The organism is Leifsonia sp. YAF41, assembly GCF_052113185.1.
In the GTDB taxonomy this organism is placed as follows: domain Bacteria; phylum Actinomycetota; class Actinomycetes; order Actinomycetales; family Microbacteriaceae; genus Cryobacterium.
This window is the reverse complement of record NZ_JBFRCS010000002.1, coordinates 175,908-197,536: the sequence shown is the minus strand read 5'-3', so window position 1 is coordinate 197,536 and position 21,629 is coordinate 175,908. Positions and strand designations below refer to the sequence as shown.

The following is a 21,629-nucleotide window of genomic DNA, read 5'->3' as shown; positions in this document are numbered from 1 at the left end:
GTCTGGCCGACGGCGGTGGAGACTACATCGCCCGAAAGTTTGAGGCGGGAGTGTGGTCGATCCTCGACACCACAACATCACAGATTGCGAGCTTGACACCAAAACATCACGATTGGCGCTGCGCAGCCATCAACCTGATGTTTTCGCGCGTCTGGACACCACGCGTCGGCCCAGGCCCCTGGACAATGAACAGGCCACAAGCTCGTGGTTAAAACAGAAAAGCCTCGTCATGACGAGGCTTTTCTACTGTGCGCCCGGAGGGATTCGAACCCCCAACCTTCTGATCCGTAGTCAGATGCTCTATCCGTTGAGCTACGGGCGCAGTATTGCTTCTCCGTTCGGAACGCTCGGAGGCAACTCGAAAACTATACCAGTTATCTGAAGGGCCTCGTGCCAATGAGGGCCACCTGACGCTTCAGAGCGACCTGTCGATACGACGTTTCGACCAATTCGGCGAGCTCAACCCAGTCCGTTTTCGGCGGATCTATGCCGATTGCGAGCCATCCACTGGCTCCGGCATAGGGCGGGATGAAAAATCGTGCATCTTCGATCAGGGCGCGTCGCTCCTCCGGATCAGACTTGAAAACGAGGGAGTGCCACCGCTCCGGGCTCGTGCCGATCACAGCGAAAATCTTTCCGACCCGGAAGGAGGGGCGACCCCAGGACGGCAGTTCGACGGCCTCCGGAAAACGCAGACAGATCTCGCGCACCCGCTGCACGATCGGGTCGCCGGGTTCGAAGACCTCGGGATGCTCCATGTCGGGATACTAACTCGACACCGGATCGACGGGTGGCGTGAGCGCGTCGGGCGCCGCGGCATCCGTCTTGGCGCGCGGTGTGCGGATGCCGGCCACGACACGACGCCGCCGGCAAACATGAGAAGGGCGACGACACCCATCGCCCGTTGGAAACCGGCGACGTCGAGCGTCTCGCCGATGATGGTTCCGGTCATGGCGATGGCAATCAAACCGGCGACACGCGCGACGGCGTTGTTGATGGCCGATCCGATGCCGGCCTGGCTCGAACTGATCGCGCTCAGCACGGCGGCGGTCAGCGGAGCGACGGTGATGGCCAGCCCCATCCCGAGCAACACATTTCCGGGCACGACCTGCAGCCAGAAATCGATCGGCGGCACGGCGGTGGTCAGGAGGAGAAACCCAGCGCCGGCGACGAACGGCCCGATGGTCATGAACAGGCGCGGGCCATGTTTGGCGGCCAACGACCCGAACACTGTGGCGAAGATCAGCATCATGATGGTGGCCGGAATACTCGCGAGCCCCGCAGCGGTGGCGGAGTATCCGCCGACCTCCTGCAGGTAGAGCACGAGCACGAACGGGCCGAGGCTGAGCGCCGCATAGATGCCGACGGTCGCCAGGTTTCCCACCCAGAAGTTGCGCACCCGAAAGAGCCCGAGCGGCATCATCGGATGCGCCGCGCGGGCCTCCCACCAGAGGAACGCCGCGAACGAAATCAGCCCGATCACCAGGGGCAGATACACCTGCGGGCTGTCCCAGCCGTACCGGCCCTGCTCGATCAACGCGTAGACCGGGCCGCCCAGTCCGACCACCGCCAGACACGCGCCCAACACGTCGATCGGTGGGGCCGGCGTCGTGCGCACTGGATCAGTGATTTTGGCCAGGAGGATCAGGGTCACAGCGATCGGCAGGACGTTGATCGCGAAAATCCAACGCCAACTGAGGGTGTCGACGAGCACGCCGCCGAGCAGTGGCCCGGCGATTCCCGCGATGCCGGTCAGGGCCGTCCAAGCCCCGATCGCCTTGCCGCGGGCGACCCCGGTGAAGTTCGACGTGATCAGGGCGAGCGAACTCGGCACAAGCAGCGCCGCCGCTACTCCCTGCAGGATGCGGGCGATCACGAGCACCACGCCCGTCGGCGCCAGCGCACAGGCCAGCGACATGATGCCGAACCAGATCAGTCCGGCTCGCATCACCCGCACCCGCCCGAAGGTGTCGGAGAGCGAACCCGCGATCAGGATGAGCGCACTCAAGCTGAGCAAATAGCCGTCGACCACCCACTGCTGCAACGGCAGGCCGCCGCCCAATTCATCTTCGATCGCCGGCAGGGCGACGTTGATGATCGATGCGTCGAGGAAGGCAACAAACGAGGCGAGGATGGCGACGGTCAGTATCCGACGCTGGAGAGGAGTCACCCGCCTAGTTAACTCTCCCGCCCGACTGAGCAGAAGAGCCACCGAGGGGAGCCTTCCCCAGAAATGCCCGGTCGATCAAGCCTCTAGCCAGTGTTCGGCGCCGGTGCTTAGCTTGCGTCATGAGCACCGCCGGCCCCACCCCGAACGAATTCAACCCGCACAGCTTCGACCCGGGCAATTTCGACTATTCGGGACTGCGCGCCGTCTTCATCAATTGCACGCTCAAACGCACTCCCGAGATCAGCAACACCCAGGGCATCATCAATCTGAGTGCCGCCCTGATGCGAACTCAGGGCGTGCAGGTCGACGTGATCCGTGCCATCGATCACGACATCGCGACCGGCGTCTACCCGGATATGACCGAACACGGTTGGGCGACGGATGAGTGGCCGACACTGTTCGAAACGGTGCAAGCAGCCGACATCCTGGTGCTGGCCGGACCGATCTGGCTCGGCGACAACAGCTCGGTGACCAAACGAATTGTCGAGCGCCTGTACGCGATGTCGGGCATGTTCAACGACGCCGGTCAGTACATCTACTACGGCAAGGTCGGCGGGGCGATCATCACCGGCAACGAAGACGGGGTCAAGCACTGCGCCTCGAATCTGCTCTACAGCCTGCAGCACATCGGCTACACGATTCCGCCCGCCGCCGACGCCGGCTGGATCGGTGCGATCGGACCTGGACCGAGCTACCTCGACCCCGGTTCCGGCGGCCCCGAGAGCGACTTCACCAACCGCAACACCACTTTCATGACCTGGAACCTCATGCACCTGGCCTCGCTCCTGAAGACCAACGGGGGCGTTCCTGCCTACGGAAACCTCCGGCGGGAGTGGGACACCGGCGAGCGCTTCGGCTTCGAACCGAACCCGGAGTACCGGTAGCGCAGGCACACCGTGACACTCGACCCGACTGCACCCCCGACCACGCATTCGCCTGCGCCTTCGACAGCGCCCTCAACAGTGCTCACGCACGAGCTTCCGACACCGCCGACGACATCCGCCGGCCCCTCGGCAAAACATCCACTCGATGTACGGGTGCGCGAAGGAATCGTGCACGGCGTGCGCGAGGGCGGAGTGCTCGCCTGGCGCGGAATTCCCTATGCGGCGCCTCCGGTCGGCCCGCTGCGCTTTCGCGCCCCCCAGCCGGCGATTCCGTGGGAGGGAGTTCGCAACGCCTCCCGCTACGGCAACGTCGCAGCCCAGTTGCACCGCGGCCAGTTCAAGGGTGCCGACCCCAGGGTGCCTTCCGGGGAGGACTGCCTGACCATCAACGTGTTGTCGGCTGTGGTCACCGGTCGGCGCAAACGCCTCGGGTTGCCGGTGATGGTCAACATTCACGGCGGCGGCTACAGCACCGGCTCGTCCCAGGATTTCTCGGGCCAGGGCGTCAGTTTCGTTTCAAGCGGGCGGGTCGTCTATGTCAGTTTCAACTACCGGCTCGGCCCGCTCGGCTATCTGCACTTCGACCGCTACTCGACCCCGGAACACCCCATTGAGAGCAACCTTGGCCTCCGCGACCAGGTTGCCGCGTTGCAGTGGGTACGTGACAACATCCGTGCGTTCGGCGGAGACCCGAACAATGTGACGATCTTCGGTGAGTCGGCGGGCGGAAACGCCGTCACGACGCTGATGGCGACCCCGGCCGCCGCCGGCCTGTTCGCACGCGCCATCGCGCAGAGCCCCCCGTCGAATGCTGTCTACTCACGCGAACTGACCGACTCCTGGGCGGCGGAATTTCTCACCCTGTTGCGGGCGAAGATCGCAGCGCCGGCGCCGGTCCCGACCACGTTTCCGGGCCGGCTGATTGCCGGCCGGCTGGCGGCCAGCGCACCGGCCACCACGTCGAGCACCGAGCTCTCTGACGGCGAGCTGTTGCTGGCGGCGAATGTCGAGGATCTGCTGGCCGCGTCGCTCGCCCTGCAAATGCGGGTTCCCGATGACTACCCCGGCACGTTTTGTCTTGCCCCCGTTGTGGATGGGGTCTTTCTACCCGAGCGCCCACTCGCCGCCTTTCGGGCCGGCCGGGCACACCGGGTGCCGCTGATCATCGGCACCAACGCGCGTGAGGGGTCGGCATTTCGCGGTCGTGTCGAGATTCTTCCGAGCAAGCCGGAGCGCATCCGCCCACTACTTCAGCAGGGTCCTCCCACGTCGCGCCCGGCGCTCCGCGACGCGTACCCCGGGCTGCCCGCCCCTCGGACGTCGGCGGACTTCGCCGGAGATTCGGCGTTCTGGTTTCCGAGCGTCACCGTCTGCGACTACCACTCACGCTTCGCGCCGGTGCATGCCTATCGGTTCGACGTCGCCCCGCGCCTGATGCGGCTGCTCGGATTCGACGCCACCCACGGAATTGAAATGTTCGCACTGTTCGACCGGGCGGCCTCGGCGGCCTCGCGCACCATGACGGTGCTCGGCGGGCGCGAGCCGTTTCTGCAGGCCGGGGCACGGATGCGGCGGTATTGGCTGCGCTTCGCGTGCACGGGCATCGTCGATGCGAGTTGGCCGGTCTACACCGAGGACGCCCGGCTGACCCTGATCATCGACGCCGTCGACCGGGTGGAGTCGGATCCGCGCGGAGAGCGGCGGCGGGCCTGGAAGGCGTTCCTGCCCGATATCTAGGCCGTCGGAGTGGTTGAACGAACATCACCATCTCGTTGGTCGAGGAGTGAGCGAGCTTGCGAGCACACGTCTCGAGACCCGGCGAACCGACGTTCAAACGCAACCAACGTTCAAGGATCGGCTCGCGTGGTTTCGAGACGCGGCCGTCGGTTGTTGAGGAGCAGCCGACGCAGGAGGCCGCGTCTCGAAACACGTCGGCTGCTCCTCAACCAACGAAATGGCCGGCAGCACCGGACCCGCTAGGCGCCGAGGATCGCGTCGAGTTCGATCTCGACCAGCAGATCGTCGGCGGCGAGCGCGGCCACCGCAAGGATGACGATCGATGGGCGGATCTCACCGAAGATCTCGCCGTGCACGGCGCCGACGGCGTCGAAGTCGGCGATGTCGGTCAGGTAGACACGGGTGCGCACCACATCGGCGAACGTCGCGCCGGCGGCGGAGAGTGCCGTCTCGATCCGTGCGAAGACCTCGCGGGCCTGCGCTGCGGCATCCGCCCCGCCGACCGGGCCGTCGGGAGAGCCGGCCGTCGTTCCGGAGACGAAGACCTGGTTGCCCACGCGCACGGCGCGCGAGTAGCCGAGGAGTGGCTCGTAGGCGGATCCAGATGAAATGTTCTGACGGGTAGACGAGGTCACGGTGCTCCTTGCAAATGGTCGGTCGAGTGCGTCAATTCTGACGGATGTGGGATGCTCCCGGCGCCGAGCACCGCGAGCGGCTGCCCAAAGTGCACCGGGAGCGGCTGCCCAAAGTCAGGAGTGGAGGCGTGTCGCGGCGATCGCGGGCTGAGTGCTCCGCGGATGCGTCGTGGCCGACACACCTCCGCTCCTAATTTTGGCAACCCGGGCCGGGTGGGTGATCTACGTGGCGTCGGCAGCGGGCGCGGCGGGAGGATCGGGCAGGCGCGGCGGAGCGGCGATCAAGGCCGCGAGAACCTGCCGCAGCGTGCTCTCGCTGAGCGCCGAGCCGGCCAAATAGCGTTCGTAGAGACCGAGGCCGAGCGCCGTGTGCAGAATGGTGCGCGTGTCGGTGTCGGCCGGCAACTCACCGCGTTCGATCGCGCGCGCAAAAAGCAGATCAGCTGCCGCGTCACGCCCGTTCAGCACTTCTTCGCGCAAGAACTCCGCAACCTCAGGCTCAAGCATCGCCGTCCAGGCGACCGGGGCGAGCCGTCCGAATTTCAAAAATGAGGGGCCGACGCGCACATGTTCGACCAGATCGTCGAGCAGGTTTCCGTTGTCGATGTTGACAGACCCCGGATATTCGGAGGCGATCGCGACGGCCACCAAATGCGGTTTTGTCCCCCACCGCCGGTAGACCGTGGTCTTCGAGCAGCCGGCCTCCGCGGCAATCGTCTCGATCTCGAGACGCGGATATCCGACTGCACTCAGCTGCTCAAGTACGGCTCGGAACACACGCTCACCGAGAGCGACGTCGATCGGGCGGCCGCGGCGAGAAGTGGCGTTCGGCGCAAGGGGTGGAGTCGACATTGGTGGCAATAATAGCGCCCCCCTTATGGGTCCCCATGCGAATGTTTCGGCGAGTGTCGCCTCTCGCGCACAGTTGACAAGGTCAGCCGCGCTCGATGAGTTCGCTGCTGCCAACGACCCGGGCGTAGCCGTCGGCCAATGCCGCCATGAACGAGGCATGTACGAGTTCGCCGGGAAGCGCGGTTCCCTCGAATTCGAGGTTGGGGGCCGCGCAGGCGTCGTGGGCGACCGTGACACTGAAACCGAGGTCAGCGGCGGCGCGGACAGTGGCGTCGACACACATGCTGCTCATCATGCCGACGATCACGAGGTCGTCCCAGCCGGCATCCCGCAGCTGCTTCTCGAGATCTGTGCCGAGGAACGCGTTGGGCGCCTCTTTCTGAACGAGAGGCTCGCCCGGCAGCGGCGCGACCAGGGGGTGGATCTCGAAGCCGGGGGTGCCGGGTCGCATAAAGGTCGCGTCGGGTGCATCCCAGATGTGCTGGATGTGGACAACCGGCTCCCCGGCGGCGCGAAAATGCCCGAGCAGCGTGGCCGCCGCCTCTGCCGCCGCCTCCGGATCGACCAGCGGGTTGGCACCGCCCGGAAAGTAGTCCTGCTGAATGTCGATGATGACCAGAGCTCGCGTCATTGTGAGTTTCCGTTCGGATGAGGTGGCGCCGGAGGGTTGGGGAGAAAGCCGCTAGGCCGTCGCCTGGGCGAGCCAGCCGGCGACCTGGGCCGGGTCAACCTGATCGGCTGATTCGTACTTGACCGTCGACATCCGGGGGCCGGGAACCAGCACGCCGGAGCTGTCGTCGATCGGCGCAGCGTTCCAGATCATGAAGGTGACGTAGCGCGGATACGGCTTGAATCCAGCGACCGGGTCTTTACCAGACAACCAGACCGGATGCCCGTGCCAGACCTGCCCCGTGGCACCCGGGGCTGCAGTGTCGATGAGCGCGCGGAGCTTCTCGGCCGTCTCGCGATGCGGAGCATCAAGGTCGGCAATGAACTCGTCGAGGGTCGGCATGGTGGTCCTTCCAGTCGCTGCGGTGCGGCTCAAACAATGCGGATCGGTTCGGAGAGGTGGTGCCAGAAACGAGAGTCAGCGTAGCGCATGGATGCCGCAAACACGCCGCGCTGCGCGACTGATCAGGTGCCAGTCGCGCAGCGTTCCCCCCTCAACCTGCAGAGCGTGGGCCTCCCTCTGTCACCGAGTGGACATGGACCGGCGACGACGCACGACCAGGGCCAGAATTCCCAGCGCCGCGAGCAGCAGCCCGATCAGCGCGATCGGAAGGACTTCGGCGCCTGTCTCGCTCAATGTGCCAAGACCCCCCGGGTTCGCAGGGCCCGGCTGTGCACCGGGGTCGACGGGCTTAACCGGGTCGATGGGCTGAGCCCCCGTGCGCGTCACGACGGTCGACTTCGCCGAGACCTGCGTCTGGTCAGGACTTGTTGCCGAGGCGGTGGCGGTGTTGGTTACCTTTCCATTCGCCACATCGTTTGCAGTCACGATGTAGTCCTCTGCCGTGAACGCGGCCTTCTCGCCCGGCAGCAATCTGGCAGCCGATTCCGGCGCGATGCCGGTCACCTTCTTGTCGTTCACGACGGTATCGGTCACCGTCACGTTCCCGGTGTTCGTCACGACGAAGGAGTAGCCGATCGTCTCGCCGGCATCGGCCAGGCCATTGCCATTCGTGTCGTTCAGGGTGCCGGTTTTCACGATGGACACCGCGGGTTTCGGATCGGCAAGCGGCAGGGTGACGGTTGACGGGGCGGTCGGCGGCAGTGCCACGTTGCGCGGATCCATCCCGTCAACCGTGGCCGTGTTCGTCACCTTTCCGCCGTTGTCGACGTCGGCCTGCGTGCCGACATAGCTATCGGCGGTGAAGAGCTGCTGCTCCCCCGGTGCCAGCGTCACATCGCTCGGCGTGAGGCCCGTGACCTTCACGTCGATCACGCCGATCCCGTGCACCGTCACGTTGCCGGTGTTCTCCACGATGAACGAGTAGGCGATGGTCTCGCCCACGTCAACCTTTCCGTCGCCGTTCGGGTCGGTGAGCAGGCCTGACTTCACGATCGAGAGTCCCGGTCGGGCCGGGCTGACCGGAGTGGTCGCCGTCGAGGGATCGCTCGACAGGGTGCCGCCGGACGGGTCGACCCCGGATGCTGTCGCCGTGTTGACAAGGTCAGCACCGGAATCGAGGTCGCTCTGGGCGACAGCGTAGGAATCAGCGGTGAAGGTCTGTGATTCACCGGGGGCCAGTGTCACCGGCGCGGGGCTGATGTTCACCACCTTCGGGTCGATGACGGTTGCCCCGCTCAGCGTCACGTTTCCGGTGTTGGTCACGACGAAGCTGTAGGAGACCCGCTCCCCCGCATCGGCGGTGCCGTTCCCGTTCGTGTCGCCCAGTTTTGCCGTCTTCACCAGGGACAAGGCTGTGACTGCAGCGACGACCGGGGTCGCCGTTGCGGACGGGACACTGACGGTGGGCTGACCCTGCGGGTCGGTTCCGGTCGCCGTTGCCGTGTTCACAACATCTGCCCCGGCATCGATGTCGGCCTGGGTGACCGTGTAGTCATCGGACGTGAAAGTCTTCCATTCTCCGGGAACCAGGGTCGCCGTCGCCGGGCGGATGCCGGTGATCTTGGCGTCATCGATCGATACCGACCGTTGGGAGACGTTGCCCGTGTTGGTGACGACGAATCCGTAGGAGATCTTCTCGCCGACATCCGCCAGGCCGTTGCCGTTGGTGTCGCCAAGTGACGCTGTCTTCACAATCGATAGCGCCGGGAGAGGATCGACCAACGGAGTCGTGGTCGTCGACGGCACACCGATGACCGGGTTGTCGTTCGGGTCAAGCCCGGCGATCGTCGCCGTGTTGGTGACGGTGCCTCCGTTGTCGACATCGAGCTGGGTTCCGACATAGTCATCGGCGGTGAACACCTTCTGCTCGCCCGGGGCGAGTTCCACGTTCGTCGGGCGCAGATTCGTGACCCTGGCGTCGGTGATGCTCAGACCGTGCAGCGTCACGTTTCCGGTGTTCGTGACGACGAAGTGGTAGGTGATCTTCTCGTCGACATCGACCGCGCCGTTGCCGTTGGTGTCGTCCAGTTCTCCCGACTTCTGAATGGTCAGCGACGGTGCGGCGGTCGTGATCGGTACGGATGCCGTCGACGGAGCGGAGTCAGGAATCGGATCACCAGCGAGCGTCTTGCCGGCTGCCTTCGCGGTGTTCGACACGGCGCCTCCCGTGTTCACGTCGGCGAGCGTGACCAGATAGGCATCGGCCGTGAACGTCTGCGAGGCACCGGCCGGGATCATGACGCTGGCCGGGGTGAGGTTGGCGACCTTCGGGTCGACCACCCTGACATCCTTGGCGTCAGTTCCACCGCTGTTCGTCACGACGAACGAGTAGGAGATCGATTCTCCGACATCGGCGGTTCCATTGGTGTTCGAATCATTCAACTGCGCGGTCTTCACGATCGACAGCACGGGCGCGAACGGGATCGTCAGGGCTGCGCAAGCAAGCCCGCTCACATCCGCCCCGTTGACGCAGGAGGACGGAGTCGTCGTGTACGCCGTGTTGACGAGTGGGGTCACACCCGAGGTGATCGTCACCTGGTAGGTCACGGTGGCGGTGGTGTCCACGGCCAATGCCCCGGACCAGGCCAGGATTCCCGCTGACGGATCGCTGAGCGCGACGGCAGCTGCGCCTCCGATCTTCACTTTCGCGGATCCGGGCACAAAGGCGGCCTCGCTCAGAACGCTGGAGAGGTCGTCGACGATTCGGGCGGGATCAGTCGTCGTGTAATCCGTCGATCCCGTGTTCTTCGTGGTGACCGTATAGGTGACGGTGTCGCCGATGGTCACGCCGATGGCTGGAGCGTTCGAGGTCTTCGTGACCGATTGAGCCCGCACACCATCCGTGTCGGTGGCCGTCGCGCTGAGAAGCCCGAGCGGTGCGTGCGGATCCGGTGCCGTCACGGTCGCCGAGTTCGTGATGTCGGCGGTTCCCGTCAGGCTCGATTTCACGGTCACGGTGACCGTCGCGCCACTGCCGGCGCCACCCGTCACGCCGTCACCATCGCCGCTCGCGACGCCGGCGGCACCGAGTGCGCCGAGTTGCCAGGTCACGGTGTTGCCGGACTGGGTTCCGCCGTTGCTGGCGCTCACGAAACTCACCCCCGAGGGGAGCGTGTCGGCAAGCGTGGCGCCCGAGAGCGCCTCACCGACGAGCATGTTCTGCACGGTCAGGGTGTAGGTGAACTCCTGGCCGGGACCGACCGCCGTCAGCCCGTCAGTTTTCGTCAGGGTGATACCCGGCGTTCCTTCCTTGACGCTGAAGCATCCGGAGGCCTCGTTATTGGCCGGAACCGGGTCGGTAATCAGCGCCGACACGACGGCCGGAACACACAGTCCTTGTGCAACAAGCGGCACGACCGGGATGGCGATCGTCTCCGGCGTCTCCAGTTGAAGGGCCCGTCTCGTTCCGTCCGGTGCGACCGACGAGCAGGTCAGGGTGACGGGGCCGACGATTGAGCCGTTCGGCAGGGTCGTCGACGCGACACAATTCCACCCGCTGGGGGTGAGATCGGTCACGCGTACGTTGACGGGAATGGAGACCTTCACCGTCGCCGGGACGCTCTGCGACCCACCATGATTCACAACGGTGAACGGCACGACGCCCGGGCGGTCCACCTGGAGGGGCAGACGATCGGGAACGGTGAGTTCGAGGTCGGCTTCCTGCGCCGTCGCGCAGACCGCGCGCGGTTCGATCGGGGTACCGATCTGGGTTGCCTTGACGGCAACCGAGTTGCAGGCAACGGCGTCGGCCGCTGCACCCCCGACAATCGCCGCGCGGTACTCGAAGGAGACGCTGGCGCCCGGGGCGATGCTCGCCGGTGCGCTGATCTTGATGGCCGTGGCCCCGGCAACGGACGCGGTCCAGCTCGAGCTGCATCCTGCCGGCTGGCCAGGGTAGACCTCGGCACGGCAGGGGTTCGTCGACGTGGAATAGCTCAGCGTGACCCCGTTGAGCTTGCGCACGCTGCTCAGCGTTTCGTTGAACGTGCTCCCGCGGGGTACCGAGGCGGTGTCGCCGCTGGTCCCGGTGTCGCCGATGTGAGGCAACACGTCGTAGGCGACCAGGTTGCTGAGCGAGGTGTTTCCGGTGTTCACCAGGCGGATGCGGTAGTCGATGTCGGTCGCGGCGGTGTCGACGCTCACGAGGACGTCCGGCTTCGACACCCAGTTGCAGCCGTCTGCTGCCGCCGCGTCGGGCTGACAGATCTCCTTGATCACCGAGATCTGGCTCGCTGAACCGACCTTGATTCCCGCCGCATTCGCTCGGGAGAATCCCTCAGTGGTATTTCCATCACCGTCGATGTCGGGGGCGTCGGCAACCGGAGACGCGAATTTCGCATCTGCGATGGTCCAGTTCTTGCTGGCCTCACCCATCCAGGCGGCAGCAATCCCGGTCGTCCCGGCTGCAGCAGCGAATCCGGGTTGAGCCTCGACGGTCATGCTCGGCCACGTCGCGTTTGCCCCGAAGGTCACGCCCGCCGGCCAGGTCACGACGACGACGGATCGGTTGACGCCATCGACCGAAACCGTGCGATAGCTGAAACTGGCGCCGTCCGGAACGCTTCCGGGCGCGAAGGCGGCTGAACCGTCAACGGCGGTCCAGTCCTGCGGAGCAAGAAAGACGTACTGCGGTGAGAAGGTTTCACCGGCAGGAATGTCGGAGCTGACCGCTCGCACGGTGTAGGTCACGTTGCGGCCGGGAACCGCCGAACCGCCGCCCTCGACGACGGGGGCGCCGACGAATTGTGCGGTGATCGCGGGGAGGGCGGCAGCTGCCGCTTCAAAACGAATGGTGTGCGCTGGGTTCCCCAGGTCGACGTCGGCGACGCCCATGTTCGGGTAGGTCATCGCGACGGATGCGGTGTTGGTCCAGTTGACACCGACTGGCGTGGTTGACGGGACGGCGAAGTTGAGGAGCAGCTGGTACGCCGACGTTGCGTTGGCCTGGCTCTGGAGCGCGACGATCGGCTGAAGCACCGGCGACGTCGCCGAGACCGCAGTGATCCAGGTGCCCGCCGGTGCAGTGAACGGGATCGTCGTGGTTCCCGTCGCTCCCGTGTTGAGCGTGTAGCGCAGGCTCGCACCGACCGCCGAGTTGCCGCTGCTCACCCAATGGTTGACCGAGGTCACCTTCGCCGGACCCGAGCCGAGGCCGGAGTCGGTAATAACAGCTACGCCGGGCACGTTGCCGGTGTTGTAGGCGTCGATGTTCCACGCATGATTCACCGAATTTGTCGCCGGAACCGTGATGTGGTCCACTCCGCCGACGACACGAGTCTGGGTGGAGTCTTTGCTCGACTTCCCGCGTCCGAACGGCGCTTCGAACTCGAGCGTGTGACTCACCGAGCCGAGGTCCAAATCAGCCAGCGCCGTGTTCGGATACTGCATCCGTGCGGACGCCGTGTTCGCGCGACGTTCGCCGACAGGTGCGTTCCCCAACACGGTGTAATCGAACCGGGCATGAAACAAGGTCTTCCCGGTCTGGGAAGCGAGGAGATTCGGCCCGGCCAGGGGGGCGGACCGCACCACCGTCGCTACAAACCATTTTCCTGTCGGGGCGGTCGCGACCGGCCCGTTGGTGGTCCCCTGCACGCCATCATTCAGCGTCCAGTCAATGCTCGCGCCGGCCTGAGCCGTTTGGTTTGCGGCGAGTGCTGAAATGATGGTGACCTTGGTACCCTGCACGTCGAGGTGATCATCGGAAATGATGGCGATTCCCGGAACGTTCGACTGGTTGCTCACCGAGAGGAGCCAGGAATGCTTGCTCGGCGCGGCATCGGGCTGAACGACGACCGGCGACACCGTGTTGCCGTCAAACCTGGTCGGGCCGGTGAAGGTCGACTGTTTCGTGTCGAATGATCCCTTCGCGAACGGTCGGACGCAAGTGACGTCGTGGGTTACCGGCGCCGAGGCTGTTTTCACGTTGCTGTTATCGCCCGGGGTCGTGCCGAGGTAGGTCATCGACAGGTCGACGGTATTTGTCACCGATGCCGTGAAGTCGCAATGATCGGCATCTGTGCCGCTTGGCGAGAATGCGGCAGCCGAGTATTTGACCGTGACCGTGCGGTCGATCCAGAGTGACGACGAGCCGGAACGGTGCCAACCGATGGCGGGAACGGCGCCGCTTTTCGGCGTTTGCGTCCAGATGACACTGTGCGTTGCCGAATCGTAGGCTCCATCCGGGCTCGCACTGACGAATTCCGCCCCCGCCGGAAGGCGGTCGGTGACGGTGAAACCCTTGGCACAGGTGAATCGTGCATCGCCCTTGGGAGCGCTTTCCTGCACGGTGAGACAGTTGCTGGCCATGCGAATCGTGTAGCTGTAGTTATCGCCGGTTCGTGCTGTGCCGCCGGCAGCTGTCGGCTTGATAAGCGCGAGTGCGGGTGTCGGAACCGTGGACGTCCAGACGACCGGCGCCGCCGTGGCGACAATCGGAGCCAACGCACTCGTCGCGTTGCCCGTCGCCGTCATCACGATCTGGAAACCGGAGGGGAGGAACGAGGCGGCGGCCGGGGTGTTCGCCGAGACGAATCCGCGGGGCGACCAGTCGTAGTTGACGACGAAGCTGCCGCCGTCACCGACGGCGACAGCACCCAACGCCACAGTCTGTGGCCCAGAACCCGCTGCCGGTGAAATCGTCGCGCCCACGAAGGGTGCCGTCCAGTTCGAGTAGAAAATCGGCTGGTAGAAGTTGTAGTTCGGGTCGAACGGGGTCCCTGACAGCACGATCGTTGCGCCGGTGCAGTCCGAAATGTTGCAGGAGTAGGACACTCGGTAGCCGAGGCCCGAACTCACGCTGCCGACCATCCCGGCGGTGGTCTGCGGATTGCCGCTCGAATCGACCGGCTCGATGTTCACCGAGAGCTGGGCGGTACCTGCGGCCTGCGCAACCGTCACCGGGACGACGACCCCGATGGAGACGAGTACGGAGAGGAGGAGGGCGAGGCCGGTGCGACCCCGTCGACGGGCGGCCGAAGAGTGACGAGAGTGCCGAGCAGCCATGTGTGAGATTTCCCCCAGTTTGTGAGGCACCCGCAGCCGATCGCTGTTCGGGCACACTACTCGCCAGAGTATGGGCGCATTCTCCTGGCTCCGGCCAAAAAGCGCGCAGGAGGACGGGTTTCACCCGGAAAGGTCACCCCCTTTCTAATCCCCCTGCAACGGGGGTGGATAACAGATAGGTTTGGACTCGTTTCGTCGTCGAATTCTGCCGGAACAAGATCACCTCAGAGAAAGCAGGGTCGTGTCGCACAGGTCAGCCCGCACATGACGCTTGAACTGGATGTCCCGACCCTGAGCGACATCGGGCTTCGGGGAATCCCGCGGACTCTTCACCACTTTCTCTCCCGCGAGCGACTGCTGGAAACCCTCGACAGCGGGGCGTCTGGGCGGCTCATCGTGCTGCGAGCACCGGGCGGAACAGGGAAAACCACCCTCCTCGTCGATTGGCTACGACAGCGACCGGACGACAGCCACCGTGTGGTCTGGATCGCCCTTGACCGGAGTGCCTCATCACGAGCGGGATTCTGGCGCCGCTTTGTCGGCGCCCTGGTCGCTGCACAGGCGGCGACGGCGGATGGGCCGCTGGGCGACATCCTGTCGGGTTATGTCGACCTCGACAGCGTTCCCTCTCTCGTTCTCGAGGAGCTGTCGAAGGCGGATACGCCCCTCCGCGTGATTCTCGACGACTTTCACGTCGTCGATGCCAGCAGCGTGGAAGACGTGATTTGGCTTCTTGAGAAATCTCAGTTCCTCCAGGTTCTCGTGACGACACGTCGACGGGGTCTTCTCGAAGAGCCCCGCGTGGCCGTGCGGCTGGAGCCGACGATCGTCACCGGCGCACAGTTGAACTTTGACCTTGCTGAGACCGAGGCGTTGATCGAAAGCTCCGAGGGCTTTCTTGCCGCCCAGGATGCGGTCACTATTTTTGGTGCGACGCACGGGCATCCGCTCGCCACGCGCGTCGCCATCGCGACACTTCTCTCCGAGCCCGGTGAACCTGACGCGCTCAGCCGCGACATGGTTGTCGCGCGGATCGCCACGCATGCAGCGCACGATCTGTTGCCGACCTTCACTGATGCCGCGCGGCGCGACGTGGCGCTTCGTGTCGCTCTCGCCCCTTCGGCCGAACTGACCCTTGCCCGTGAGCTGAGCGGCAGACCCGATGTCGAACAGGTGCTCCGCGAGTTCGAGCGCGACGGCTACGGAGAGTTCAGCGGGAAGGACGACACTGTAGTTTTCTCGTTCCATTCGCTTGTCAGCGCGGCGCTCGAATGGGAGGCCGAGCAGACTTTTGATCAGCACGAACTCGATCGATTACGGCGAACTGCCGCGCGATACTTCGCGGCGAACCGCAACCCGCTCGGGGCGCTCCGGCTTTTTGCGAAGGTTGGCGACACTCGCGCGATATGGCCGGTTGTCGCACAGTATTTCTCTGAGCTGATCACGCATCATCAGGCCGACCTCAAGGAGATAATCGGGACCCTTCCTCCTGGCGCGCTTCGCGAGGAGGGAACACTGGCAATTTCCCTGGCGATCGTGCTCGGTGAGGAAGAATCGCTTCCCTCCGCGTACCTGCGCCAGTTGGTCGACACGGCGCTCGAACAACTGGAGCCCCGCCGCAACGAGGTCGATCCGGTCGAGCTGTTCTGGACGCTCCTCGCGCGTTTCGCCGGGCTGAGAGCGGCCCGGCGCTATTGGGAAGCGGCGAGCGCCGGGGAGGATCTGCTCGACCACGTCGCCCGATTGTCTCCCGCTGAGCGCTCCCGCATCGGAAGTGCACGTGCAGCCGGATCCATTCAGATCATCATCACCGACATCCTCGTCGGTCGGCTCGACGAGGCGATCGTGCTTGCGCATCAGCTTGCCCACGACCCGCACCCCGGCCGTGGCCAACACCGACTCAGCCTGTTGGCCTATATCCAGTCGATGCGCGGCGACATGGTCGAAGCCGAACAATTCAGCCGGGCCATCACGCAGACGCGCGCGGCGCACTGGCGCGCGACGATTCCTGCGACCGGCTGGTACATCGCCGAGACGATCCTCCGAATCGAGGGAAACGACCCGCACGGTGCCATTGAGGTCATCTCAACGCTCGACTCACGCGTGTCCCATTTGGAGCACTGGCCATTCATCCTGTGGGCCAAGGGTCTTGCCCGACTGTCCGCCAGCACTCCCGAAATTGGCGCCGATGAACTTGCCGTGGCTGTGCGCGCAAATCGCTCACGATCCGCGAGCCCTTTCGCCCTCGATCTGCTCGGGGCGCTCCAGAGCGATCTGCATCTCGCGGCCGGTGAGCCGAAGAAGGCCCTCCACATCCTTGATCAGCGATCGCCGACTGCCATTCCCGTGGCGCTCGCGCGCGCGCGCCTCCAACTCGCCGCCAACGACGTGGAGGCGGCAAAGGTCGGGGTGAGCGCACTTCTCCGGGCCGAGCGCACGACCCCTCGGCAGCAGGCCGAAGCCCTCCTGCTCCTGGCGATCACCGAACTCCGGCTCGGACTGCCGAATGAGGCAGAGCACTTCGCTCGCCGTGCACTCGTGCTCATGGAGAAACTCGGGCTGCGTCTCCCCCTGAGCCTGGTTCCCCGCGCTGAACTTCACAGTCTCGTCAGCGCCCGTCTGCCCGATTTCCTCTCCTTGTTCGATGGCCGACCCGATCCGTTTCGATCGGTTCTGGCGCCGGCGGCGGCGCTGACAAAACGAGAGCGGTTGGTGCTCTCTGAACTCGCGTCAGCCGGCAGTCTCGACAAGGTCGCCCAACGGCTCTTTGTCTCGACGAATACCGTCAAGACGCAGCTCAAGAGCATCTACCGCAAGCTCGGAGTGACAACGCGCGAGGCCGCGGTACGCGCCGGGCGACAGAGCGGGCTCCTCGAGGACTGACCGGTCGACACGGCGGGTTCAGTCCCCGCCGCTTTGCTACTGAACCGGAGCGGACTCGTGGTGCCGATCAGGCGTGGGGTTGCGAAGCGAGATGCCGTGGCCGATCCGACGGAACAGCAACGCCGCCATCACCGCGCCGGCAGCGAAGAACCCGGCGCCCCACCAGTAGGCGGTGGCGTAGCTGTGAATCGCTGCCTGCTCGGCGACTGCGGCGGTGGGCGGAAGGTGCGACGCGATGTAGTCGGCGGCCGCAGTCGCGGCGAGTGTGTTCAGCAGAGCCGTGCCGATCGAGCCACCGACCTGCTGACTGGTGTTGACCATCGCGGAGGCGACCCCGGCGAAGTGGCGGTCGACCCCGAGGGTGGCCGTCTGCATCGACGCGGGCATGATCGACCCCATGCCGAAGCCGAGAATCAGCAGCGGCGGCAGGATGTCGGCGACGTAGGTGCTGTCGAGCCCGAGGTGGGTCAGGTAGACCATTCCGGTCGCACCGAGCGCCATCCCGAACGGCACCATCACCTTCGGGCCGAACCGCGGCACGAAGATATTCGTCGACAGCTGCGCGGCGAGCACCAGCATCGCGATCATCGGCAAGAAGGCGAGACCGGTCTGCATCGGCGTGTAGTGCAGTGAGGTCTGCAGGTAGTAGGTGACGAAGAGGAAGATCCCGAACATGCCGGCACCGGCGATCAGCACCGAGAGGTACGCGGCGCCGCGGTTGCGGTCGAGAACAATGGCGAGCGGCAGCAACGGATGCTTCGCCCGACGCTGCCAGAGCACGAACGCGACGAGCAGCACGACGGCGCCTGCCAGCATCCCCCAGCACCACGGGGAGTCCCAGCCCTCGGTCTCGGCGTTCGAGAATCCGAAGACCAGCCCGAAGAGAGCGCCGGAGACGAGCAGAGTGCCTGGCACGTCGAGCTTCGGGCGCGGGCCGACCCGCTTCGCGTTGCTCACGAAGATCAGGGCGCCGATGATGCCGAAGATCGCGATGAAGACGTTGATGTAGAGGTTCCAGCGCCAGTCGTAGTACTCGGTCAGGAAGCCGCCGAGCAGGAGGCCGACGGCGCCGCCGGCACCGGCGATCGCACCGAAGACGCCGAACGCGCGGGCGCGCTCCTTCGGAATGGTGAACGTCGTCGTCAGCACCGCCAGCGCCGTCGGCGCGAGCATCGCCCCGAACGCACCCTGCAGGGCCCGCGCTCCGACCAGAACACCGAAACTTCCCGCCGCGCCGCCCAGTGCCGAGGCCGCGGCAAATCCGATCAGACCGATGATGAACATCCGTTTGCGGCCGACAAGGTCGGAGAGACGTCCGCCGAACAGCAGCAGGCTGCCGAACGCGAGCGAATAGGCGGTCACGATCCACTGTCGTTCGCCGTTCGTGAAGCCGAGTTCGGCCTGCGCTGAGGGCAATGCGATGTTAACGACCGTCGAGTCGAGAACGACCATCAACTGGGCGAGAGCGACGACGGAGAGCGTCCACCAGCGCCGGGTTGACGCGGCCACGGCGGCGGGCGCGTCTAAAGAAACTGTTGAAGTCTGAGGCATAAACCCGAGACTATACGATACTGTGGAGTTCCGGATCTTAATAGTTCCTGAATATTCGTACAGACTCAATGGCACAATTCACAGAGATGGAGGTGGGAGCAATGACGCAACCGAACCTCACTGACGACAGCCTCACTGACGAGGCTGTCGAGACAGCGGAAACAGCAGAGCTGCCCGCGAAACTTGGTCGAAAACGTGACCACACCCGCGATCCTGAAATCCTGGATGCCGCCCTCGACGTGCTGGCGGAGGTCGGATACGACGGCATGACCGTCGACATGGTGGCCGCCCGGGCGAAGGCAGGCAAGGCCACCGTGTATCGCCGGTGGGCTTCCAAAGCCGAGCTCGTCATCGACGCCGTGGCCTGCATGAAGAAGATCGACCTCGACCCGGCGCACCTTCCCGACACCGGGACCCTGCGCGGCGACCTTCTCGCGATGATCAAGCCGCACTCGATCGAAGATGGCGAGAAGAAGCTGCAGATCATGGGCGGGCTGGTCTCGATGCTGTCCCGCGCACCCGAACTCGCTGAGGCGGCGAACGCAGCGATCGTCGAGCCTCGCGCGGCGGTCAACCGCGTGTTCATGCAGCGGGCGATCGACCGCGGCGAGATATCGGCCGGATGCGACGTCGAGGCGATCTCATTGATCGCTCCGTCGATGGCCGCGTACCGCGTGCTGATCTTGCGCAAGCCCGTCGACCGCGAGTTTCTCGTCTCGCTCATCGACGGCGTCGTGCTGCCGGCGGTCGGTTTGGGCAACCAGTCGAAGGATGCCGGGTAGCCGGGTAGCTGAGTAGCTGACCTACCGGTCGCTCAGGGCGATGCGATTTCCTTCGCTGTCGGCGATCTCTGCAACAGTCAGCCCGTCGCCGACCAATGTCGGCGGATAGAGCTCGACACCGCCGTTGGCGAGCGCCCGGTGCAGGGCATCGGGAACACTGTCGACCGTGATGTAGATCCTTGTGCCGTCGAGCGAGGGAACATAGCTGTCCCCTGCCATCAGGGCGATTCCCGAGCCTTCCGAGTCGGGATCAGCGGCCTCGTCAAGCAGACAGGCGGGATGGCCGTCGACAACGGTGCGGCGGGTCGTGCAGCCGAAGACCGCAACGTAGAAGGCCTGGGCGCGGTCCATGTTCCGCACCGGAATCTCCACATATGTCGCGCGCAGCGTCGGGGCCACCTGTACATCTCCTTCGGGCGGGGATTGGTGTCTCCAGCATGACAGACGCGCTGGGCGCCGGGCAGGAGTGAAGTCCGCCACCGGTCGGGGTGGGGAATCCCGCCAGCCCGTCTGGCAACGATGAAACCATCGCTGCCAACTCATGCCCCTGCCAAAATTAGGAATGGAGTGCGTGTCGCGGATGTGGGGTCCCGCGATTCCGCGGGCACGCCCCGGCCGACACACCTCCACTCCTGATTTTGGTCACAGACCAGGAACGTGGGGCAGGGAGAAATGCGGCGGACCCGAGATCTCGTGGCTCGACGCAGGCAGACGAATAGCCCCGAAACCACTGGGCCATTTCTTCTGCGGGAAATTCACGACATTCCGATTGCCCAGCAGTGACACGGGACTCCGAGCTCGTACCAGATCACTTTTCCACCACAACGCCGAATTAATTCCACGGCATGACTCGGACAGTGTGCCGCCTCTGATGATCTGCCCAATACCTCTATGAGCGGGGCGGACAGTGGAGCTTCGGTTGCGAGTCAAACAACGCTGTAGTGGTCTTGCTGACGCCTTCATCCGTCGTGCTCTCGCGTCAGAGCTGCCAAGAGCACGGACCGTGAGTTACCAGCGCAACAATCAGCCCGTAGAAAAGCCCCAAGACGATCGTCAAACCAACCCGAGTCGGCACGTTCTTGACCCACGGAACGATCAACAACGGCAACATCATCAGGACTGCTGCACCAACACAGCTTCCAAGCGCGAGGGCCAAGTACCGCGATTGCACACCCAGGGGGTCTTGGCTGCAACCGCCGATTGCGCCCCAAGCTAATCCGGCTAGGCCTGCCAGTGGAATGCTAAGGAAGGCCGTGACGGGTATCGCCCAGAACAAGTGCAGCGCCGGTCGGTGCAGCCCACCCCATTTGTGCGCATCATTTGTCATCTTCACTTCCCCGTAAGTGCGACTGATCCGTTGGCGGCGAAACGGCCTGCATCAGCACCGCAACCGCGACAAAGGCGTTTCGAGCAATAGTTTTCGAGCAATACGACGTCGTTTCACAGCTCCCCCGCCCCCTAGCCACCCTGTCGAGGCTGCTCGGAGGCTAGCTACCCTTCACGCCCGACCGCGACCCCGCTTTCTAGGGCCGTGAAGATTCATCGTCCACACAGCACAAACGCACCAATCACGAACACTCGGTCGCAACCAGCTGCGGTCCGAAGTCAGGAACGGAGTGCGTGTCGCGGCAACGAAGGCCCGGAATTCCGCGAGCACGTCACGGACGACACACCTCCACTCCTGATTTCGGTCCCCTCCGTGGATGGGGTGGAGGCTCGTTGCGGCCGAAGCCGGCCGTCAAAGCGCGTCGCTTGGGAGCAGCAGCGTTCGCCGATGGTCGAGGTTGTCGAGGCCACGCGAGCCGACCCCCGAGCATTGTGACGCAGACAGACGAATAGCCCCGGAATCACTGGGATTCACGAGGCTATTTCTTCTGCGGAACCGGTGGGATTTGAACCCACGGTACCCTGTAAAGGGTACTCCACCTTAGCAGGGTGGTGCACTAGGCCGAACTATGCGACGGTTCCTGGGTGCTCGCCGGAGCGAACACACGCTTGTAATCATAACCGAATCCGAGGCACCCTTTCGACCATCGCCGAGGCGCGGGTCTGATCGGATGC

The 21,629-nt window shown here is 64.8% G+C and carries 13 protein-coding genes and 2 tRNA genes; 4 read left to right on the top strand and 11 right to left on the bottom strand.

The window, feature by feature from the left end; all coding sequences use genetic code 11:
- Positions 1 to 249: 249 nt before the first annotated feature.
- The 3 genes from AB4Y63_RS02660 to AB4Y63_RS02650 form a co-directional block, all read right to left on the bottom strand.
- A tRNA-Arg gene (locus tag AB4Y63_RS02660) sits at positions 250 to 322 on the bottom strand.
- Between the two features lie 52 nt (positions 323 to 374).
- Entirely contained in the window at positions 375 to 710 is a 336-nt protein-coding gene (locus tag AB4Y63_RS02655; RefSeq protein WP_441789489.1) for an MmcQ/YjbR family DNA-binding protein, read from the bottom strand.
- Entirely contained in the window at positions 620 to 2,170 is a 1,551-nt protein-coding gene (locus AB4Y63_RS02650; protein ID WP_441789488.1) for an MFS transporter, read from the bottom strand. The genes AB4Y63_RS02655 and AB4Y63_RS02650 overlap by 91 nt, the downstream gene beginning before the upstream one ends.
- A gap of 119 nt (positions 2,171 to 2,289) precedes the next feature.
- Here AB4Y63_RS02650 and AB4Y63_RS02645 point away from each other — a divergent pair, with 119 nt between their 5' ends.
- Together AB4Y63_RS02645 and AB4Y63_RS02640 are read left to right on the top strand one after the other, a co-directional pair.
- Positions 2,290 to 3,054, top strand: a complete 765-nt coding sequence (locus AB4Y63_RS02645) for a flavodoxin family protein (RefSeq protein ID WP_441789487.1) — start codon at positions 2,290 to 2,292, stop codon at positions 3,052 to 3,054.
- Positions 3,055 to 3,207: 153 nt separating this feature from the next.
- Positions 3,208 to 4,791: a carboxylesterase/lipase family protein gene (locus AB4Y63_RS02640; RefSeq protein ID WP_441789486.1), complete on the top strand. Its 1,584-nt coding sequence runs from the start codon at positions 3,208 to 3,210 to the stop codon at positions 4,789 to 4,791.
- 239 nt (positions 4,792 to 5,030) lie between these two features.
- Here AB4Y63_RS02640 and AB4Y63_RS02635 read toward each other — a convergent pair whose 3' ends face one another.
- The 5 genes from AB4Y63_RS02635 to AB4Y63_RS02615 form a co-directional block, all read right to left on the bottom strand.
- Positions 5,031 to 5,426 carry a RidA family protein gene (locus AB4Y63_RS02635; RefSeq protein WP_441789485.1) on the bottom strand — a complete coding sequence of 132 codons (396 nt, stop codon included), beginning with the start codon at positions 5,424 to 5,426 and terminating at the stop codon, positions 5,031 to 5,033.
- Positions 5,427 to 5,648: 222 nt separating this feature from the next.
- Positions 5,649 to 6,278, bottom strand: a complete 630-nt coding sequence (locus tag AB4Y63_RS02630; RefSeq protein WP_441789484.1) for a TetR/AcrR family transcriptional regulator C-terminal ligand-binding domain-containing protein — start codon at positions 6,276 to 6,278, stop codon at positions 5,649 to 5,651.
- An 82-nt stretch (positions 6,279 to 6,360) separates the two neighbouring features.
- On the bottom strand, positions 6,361 to 6,909 hold the full coding sequence (locus AB4Y63_RS02625; RefSeq protein WP_441789483.1) for a cysteine hydrolase family protein: 549 nt from the start codon (positions 6,907 to 6,909) through the stop codon (positions 6,361 to 6,363).
- A gap of 51 nt (positions 6,910 to 6,960) precedes the next feature.
- Positions 6,961 to 7,290 carry a DUF1801 domain-containing protein gene (locus tag AB4Y63_RS02620; protein ID WP_441789482.1) on the bottom strand — a complete coding sequence of 110 codons (330 nt, stop codon included), beginning with the start codon at positions 7,288 to 7,290 and terminating at the stop codon, positions 6,961 to 6,963.
- A 180-nt stretch (positions 7,291 to 7,470) separates the two neighbouring features.
- Entirely contained in the window at positions 7,471 to 14,352 is a 6,882-nt protein-coding gene (locus AB4Y63_RS02615) for a DUF7507 domain-containing protein (protein WP_441789481.1), read from the bottom strand.
- Positions 14,353 to 14,616: 264 nt separating this feature from the next.
- On the opposite strand from AB4Y63_RS02615, the gene AB4Y63_RS02610 reads away from it, so the two are divergent.
- Entirely contained in the window at positions 14,617 to 17,235 is a 2,619-nt protein-coding gene (locus AB4Y63_RS02610; protein ID WP_441789480.1) for a LuxR C-terminal-related transcriptional regulator, read from the top strand.
- Between the two features lie 36 nt (positions 17,236 to 17,271).
- On the opposite strand, the gene AB4Y63_RS02605 is transcribed toward AB4Y63_RS02610, so the two are convergent.
- A complete protein-coding gene (locus AB4Y63_RS02605; protein ID WP_441789479.1) occupies positions 17,272 to 18,786 on the bottom strand; it encodes an MFS transporter in 1,515 nt (504 codons plus the stop codon).
- A 101-nt stretch (positions 18,787 to 18,887) separates the two neighbouring features.
- On the opposite strand from AB4Y63_RS02605, the gene AB4Y63_RS02600 reads away from it, so the two are divergent.
- Complete coding sequence (locus AB4Y63_RS02600; RefSeq protein WP_441789478.1) at positions 18,888 to 19,568, top strand: TetR/AcrR family transcriptional regulator; 681 nt, start codon at positions 18,888 to 18,890, stop codon at positions 19,566 to 19,568.
- 21 nt (positions 19,569 to 19,589) lie between these two features.
- On the opposite strand, the gene AB4Y63_RS02595 is transcribed toward AB4Y63_RS02600, so the two are convergent.
- Both AB4Y63_RS02595 and AB4Y63_RS02590 read right to left on the bottom strand, forming a co-directional pair.
- Positions 19,590 to 19,967 carry a VOC family protein gene (locus AB4Y63_RS02595; protein ID WP_441789477.1) on the bottom strand — a complete coding sequence of 126 codons (378 nt, stop codon included), beginning with the start codon at positions 19,965 to 19,967 and terminating at the stop codon, positions 19,590 to 19,592.
- 1,478 nt (positions 19,968 to 21,445) lie between these two features.
- A tRNA-Ser gene (locus tag AB4Y63_RS02590) sits at positions 21,446 to 21,536 on the bottom strand.
- Positions 21,537 to 21,629 lie beyond the last annotated feature (93 nt).

Excerpts from the sequence above, each read along its gene's own strand:
- AB4Y63_RS02605 (WP_441789479.1), bottom strand. The coding sequence starts at position 18,786 with ATGCCTCAGACTTCAACAGTTTCTTTAGACGCGCCCGCCGCCGTGGCC.
- AB4Y63_RS02630 (WP_441789484.1), bottom strand. The coding sequence starts at position 6,278 with ATGTCGACTCCACCCCTTGCGCCGAACGCCACTTCTCGCCGCGGCCGC.
- AB4Y63_RS02615 (WP_441789481.1), bottom strand. The coding sequence starts at position 14,352 with ATGGCTGCTCGGCACTCTCGTCACTCTTCGGCCGCCCGTCGACGGGGT.
- AB4Y63_RS02625 (WP_441789483.1), bottom strand. The coding sequence starts at position 6,909 with ATGACGCGAGCTCTGGTCATCATCGACATTCAGCAGGACTACTTTCCG.
- AB4Y63_RS02620 (WP_441789482.1), bottom strand. The coding sequence starts at position 7,290 with ATGCCGACCCTCGACGAGTTCATTGCCGACCTTGATGCTCCGCATCGC.
- AB4Y63_RS02610 (WP_441789480.1), top strand. The coding sequence starts at position 14,617 with ATGACGCTTGAACTGGATGTCCCGACCCTGAGCGACATCGGGCTTCGG.
- AB4Y63_RS02600 (WP_441789478.1), top strand. The coding sequence starts at position 18,888 with ATGACGCAACCGAACCTCACTGACGACAGCCTCACTGACGAGGCTGTC.
- AB4Y63_RS02645 (WP_441789487.1), top strand. The coding sequence starts at position 2,290 with ATGAGCACCGCCGGCCCCACCCCGAACGAATTCAACCCGCACAGCTTC.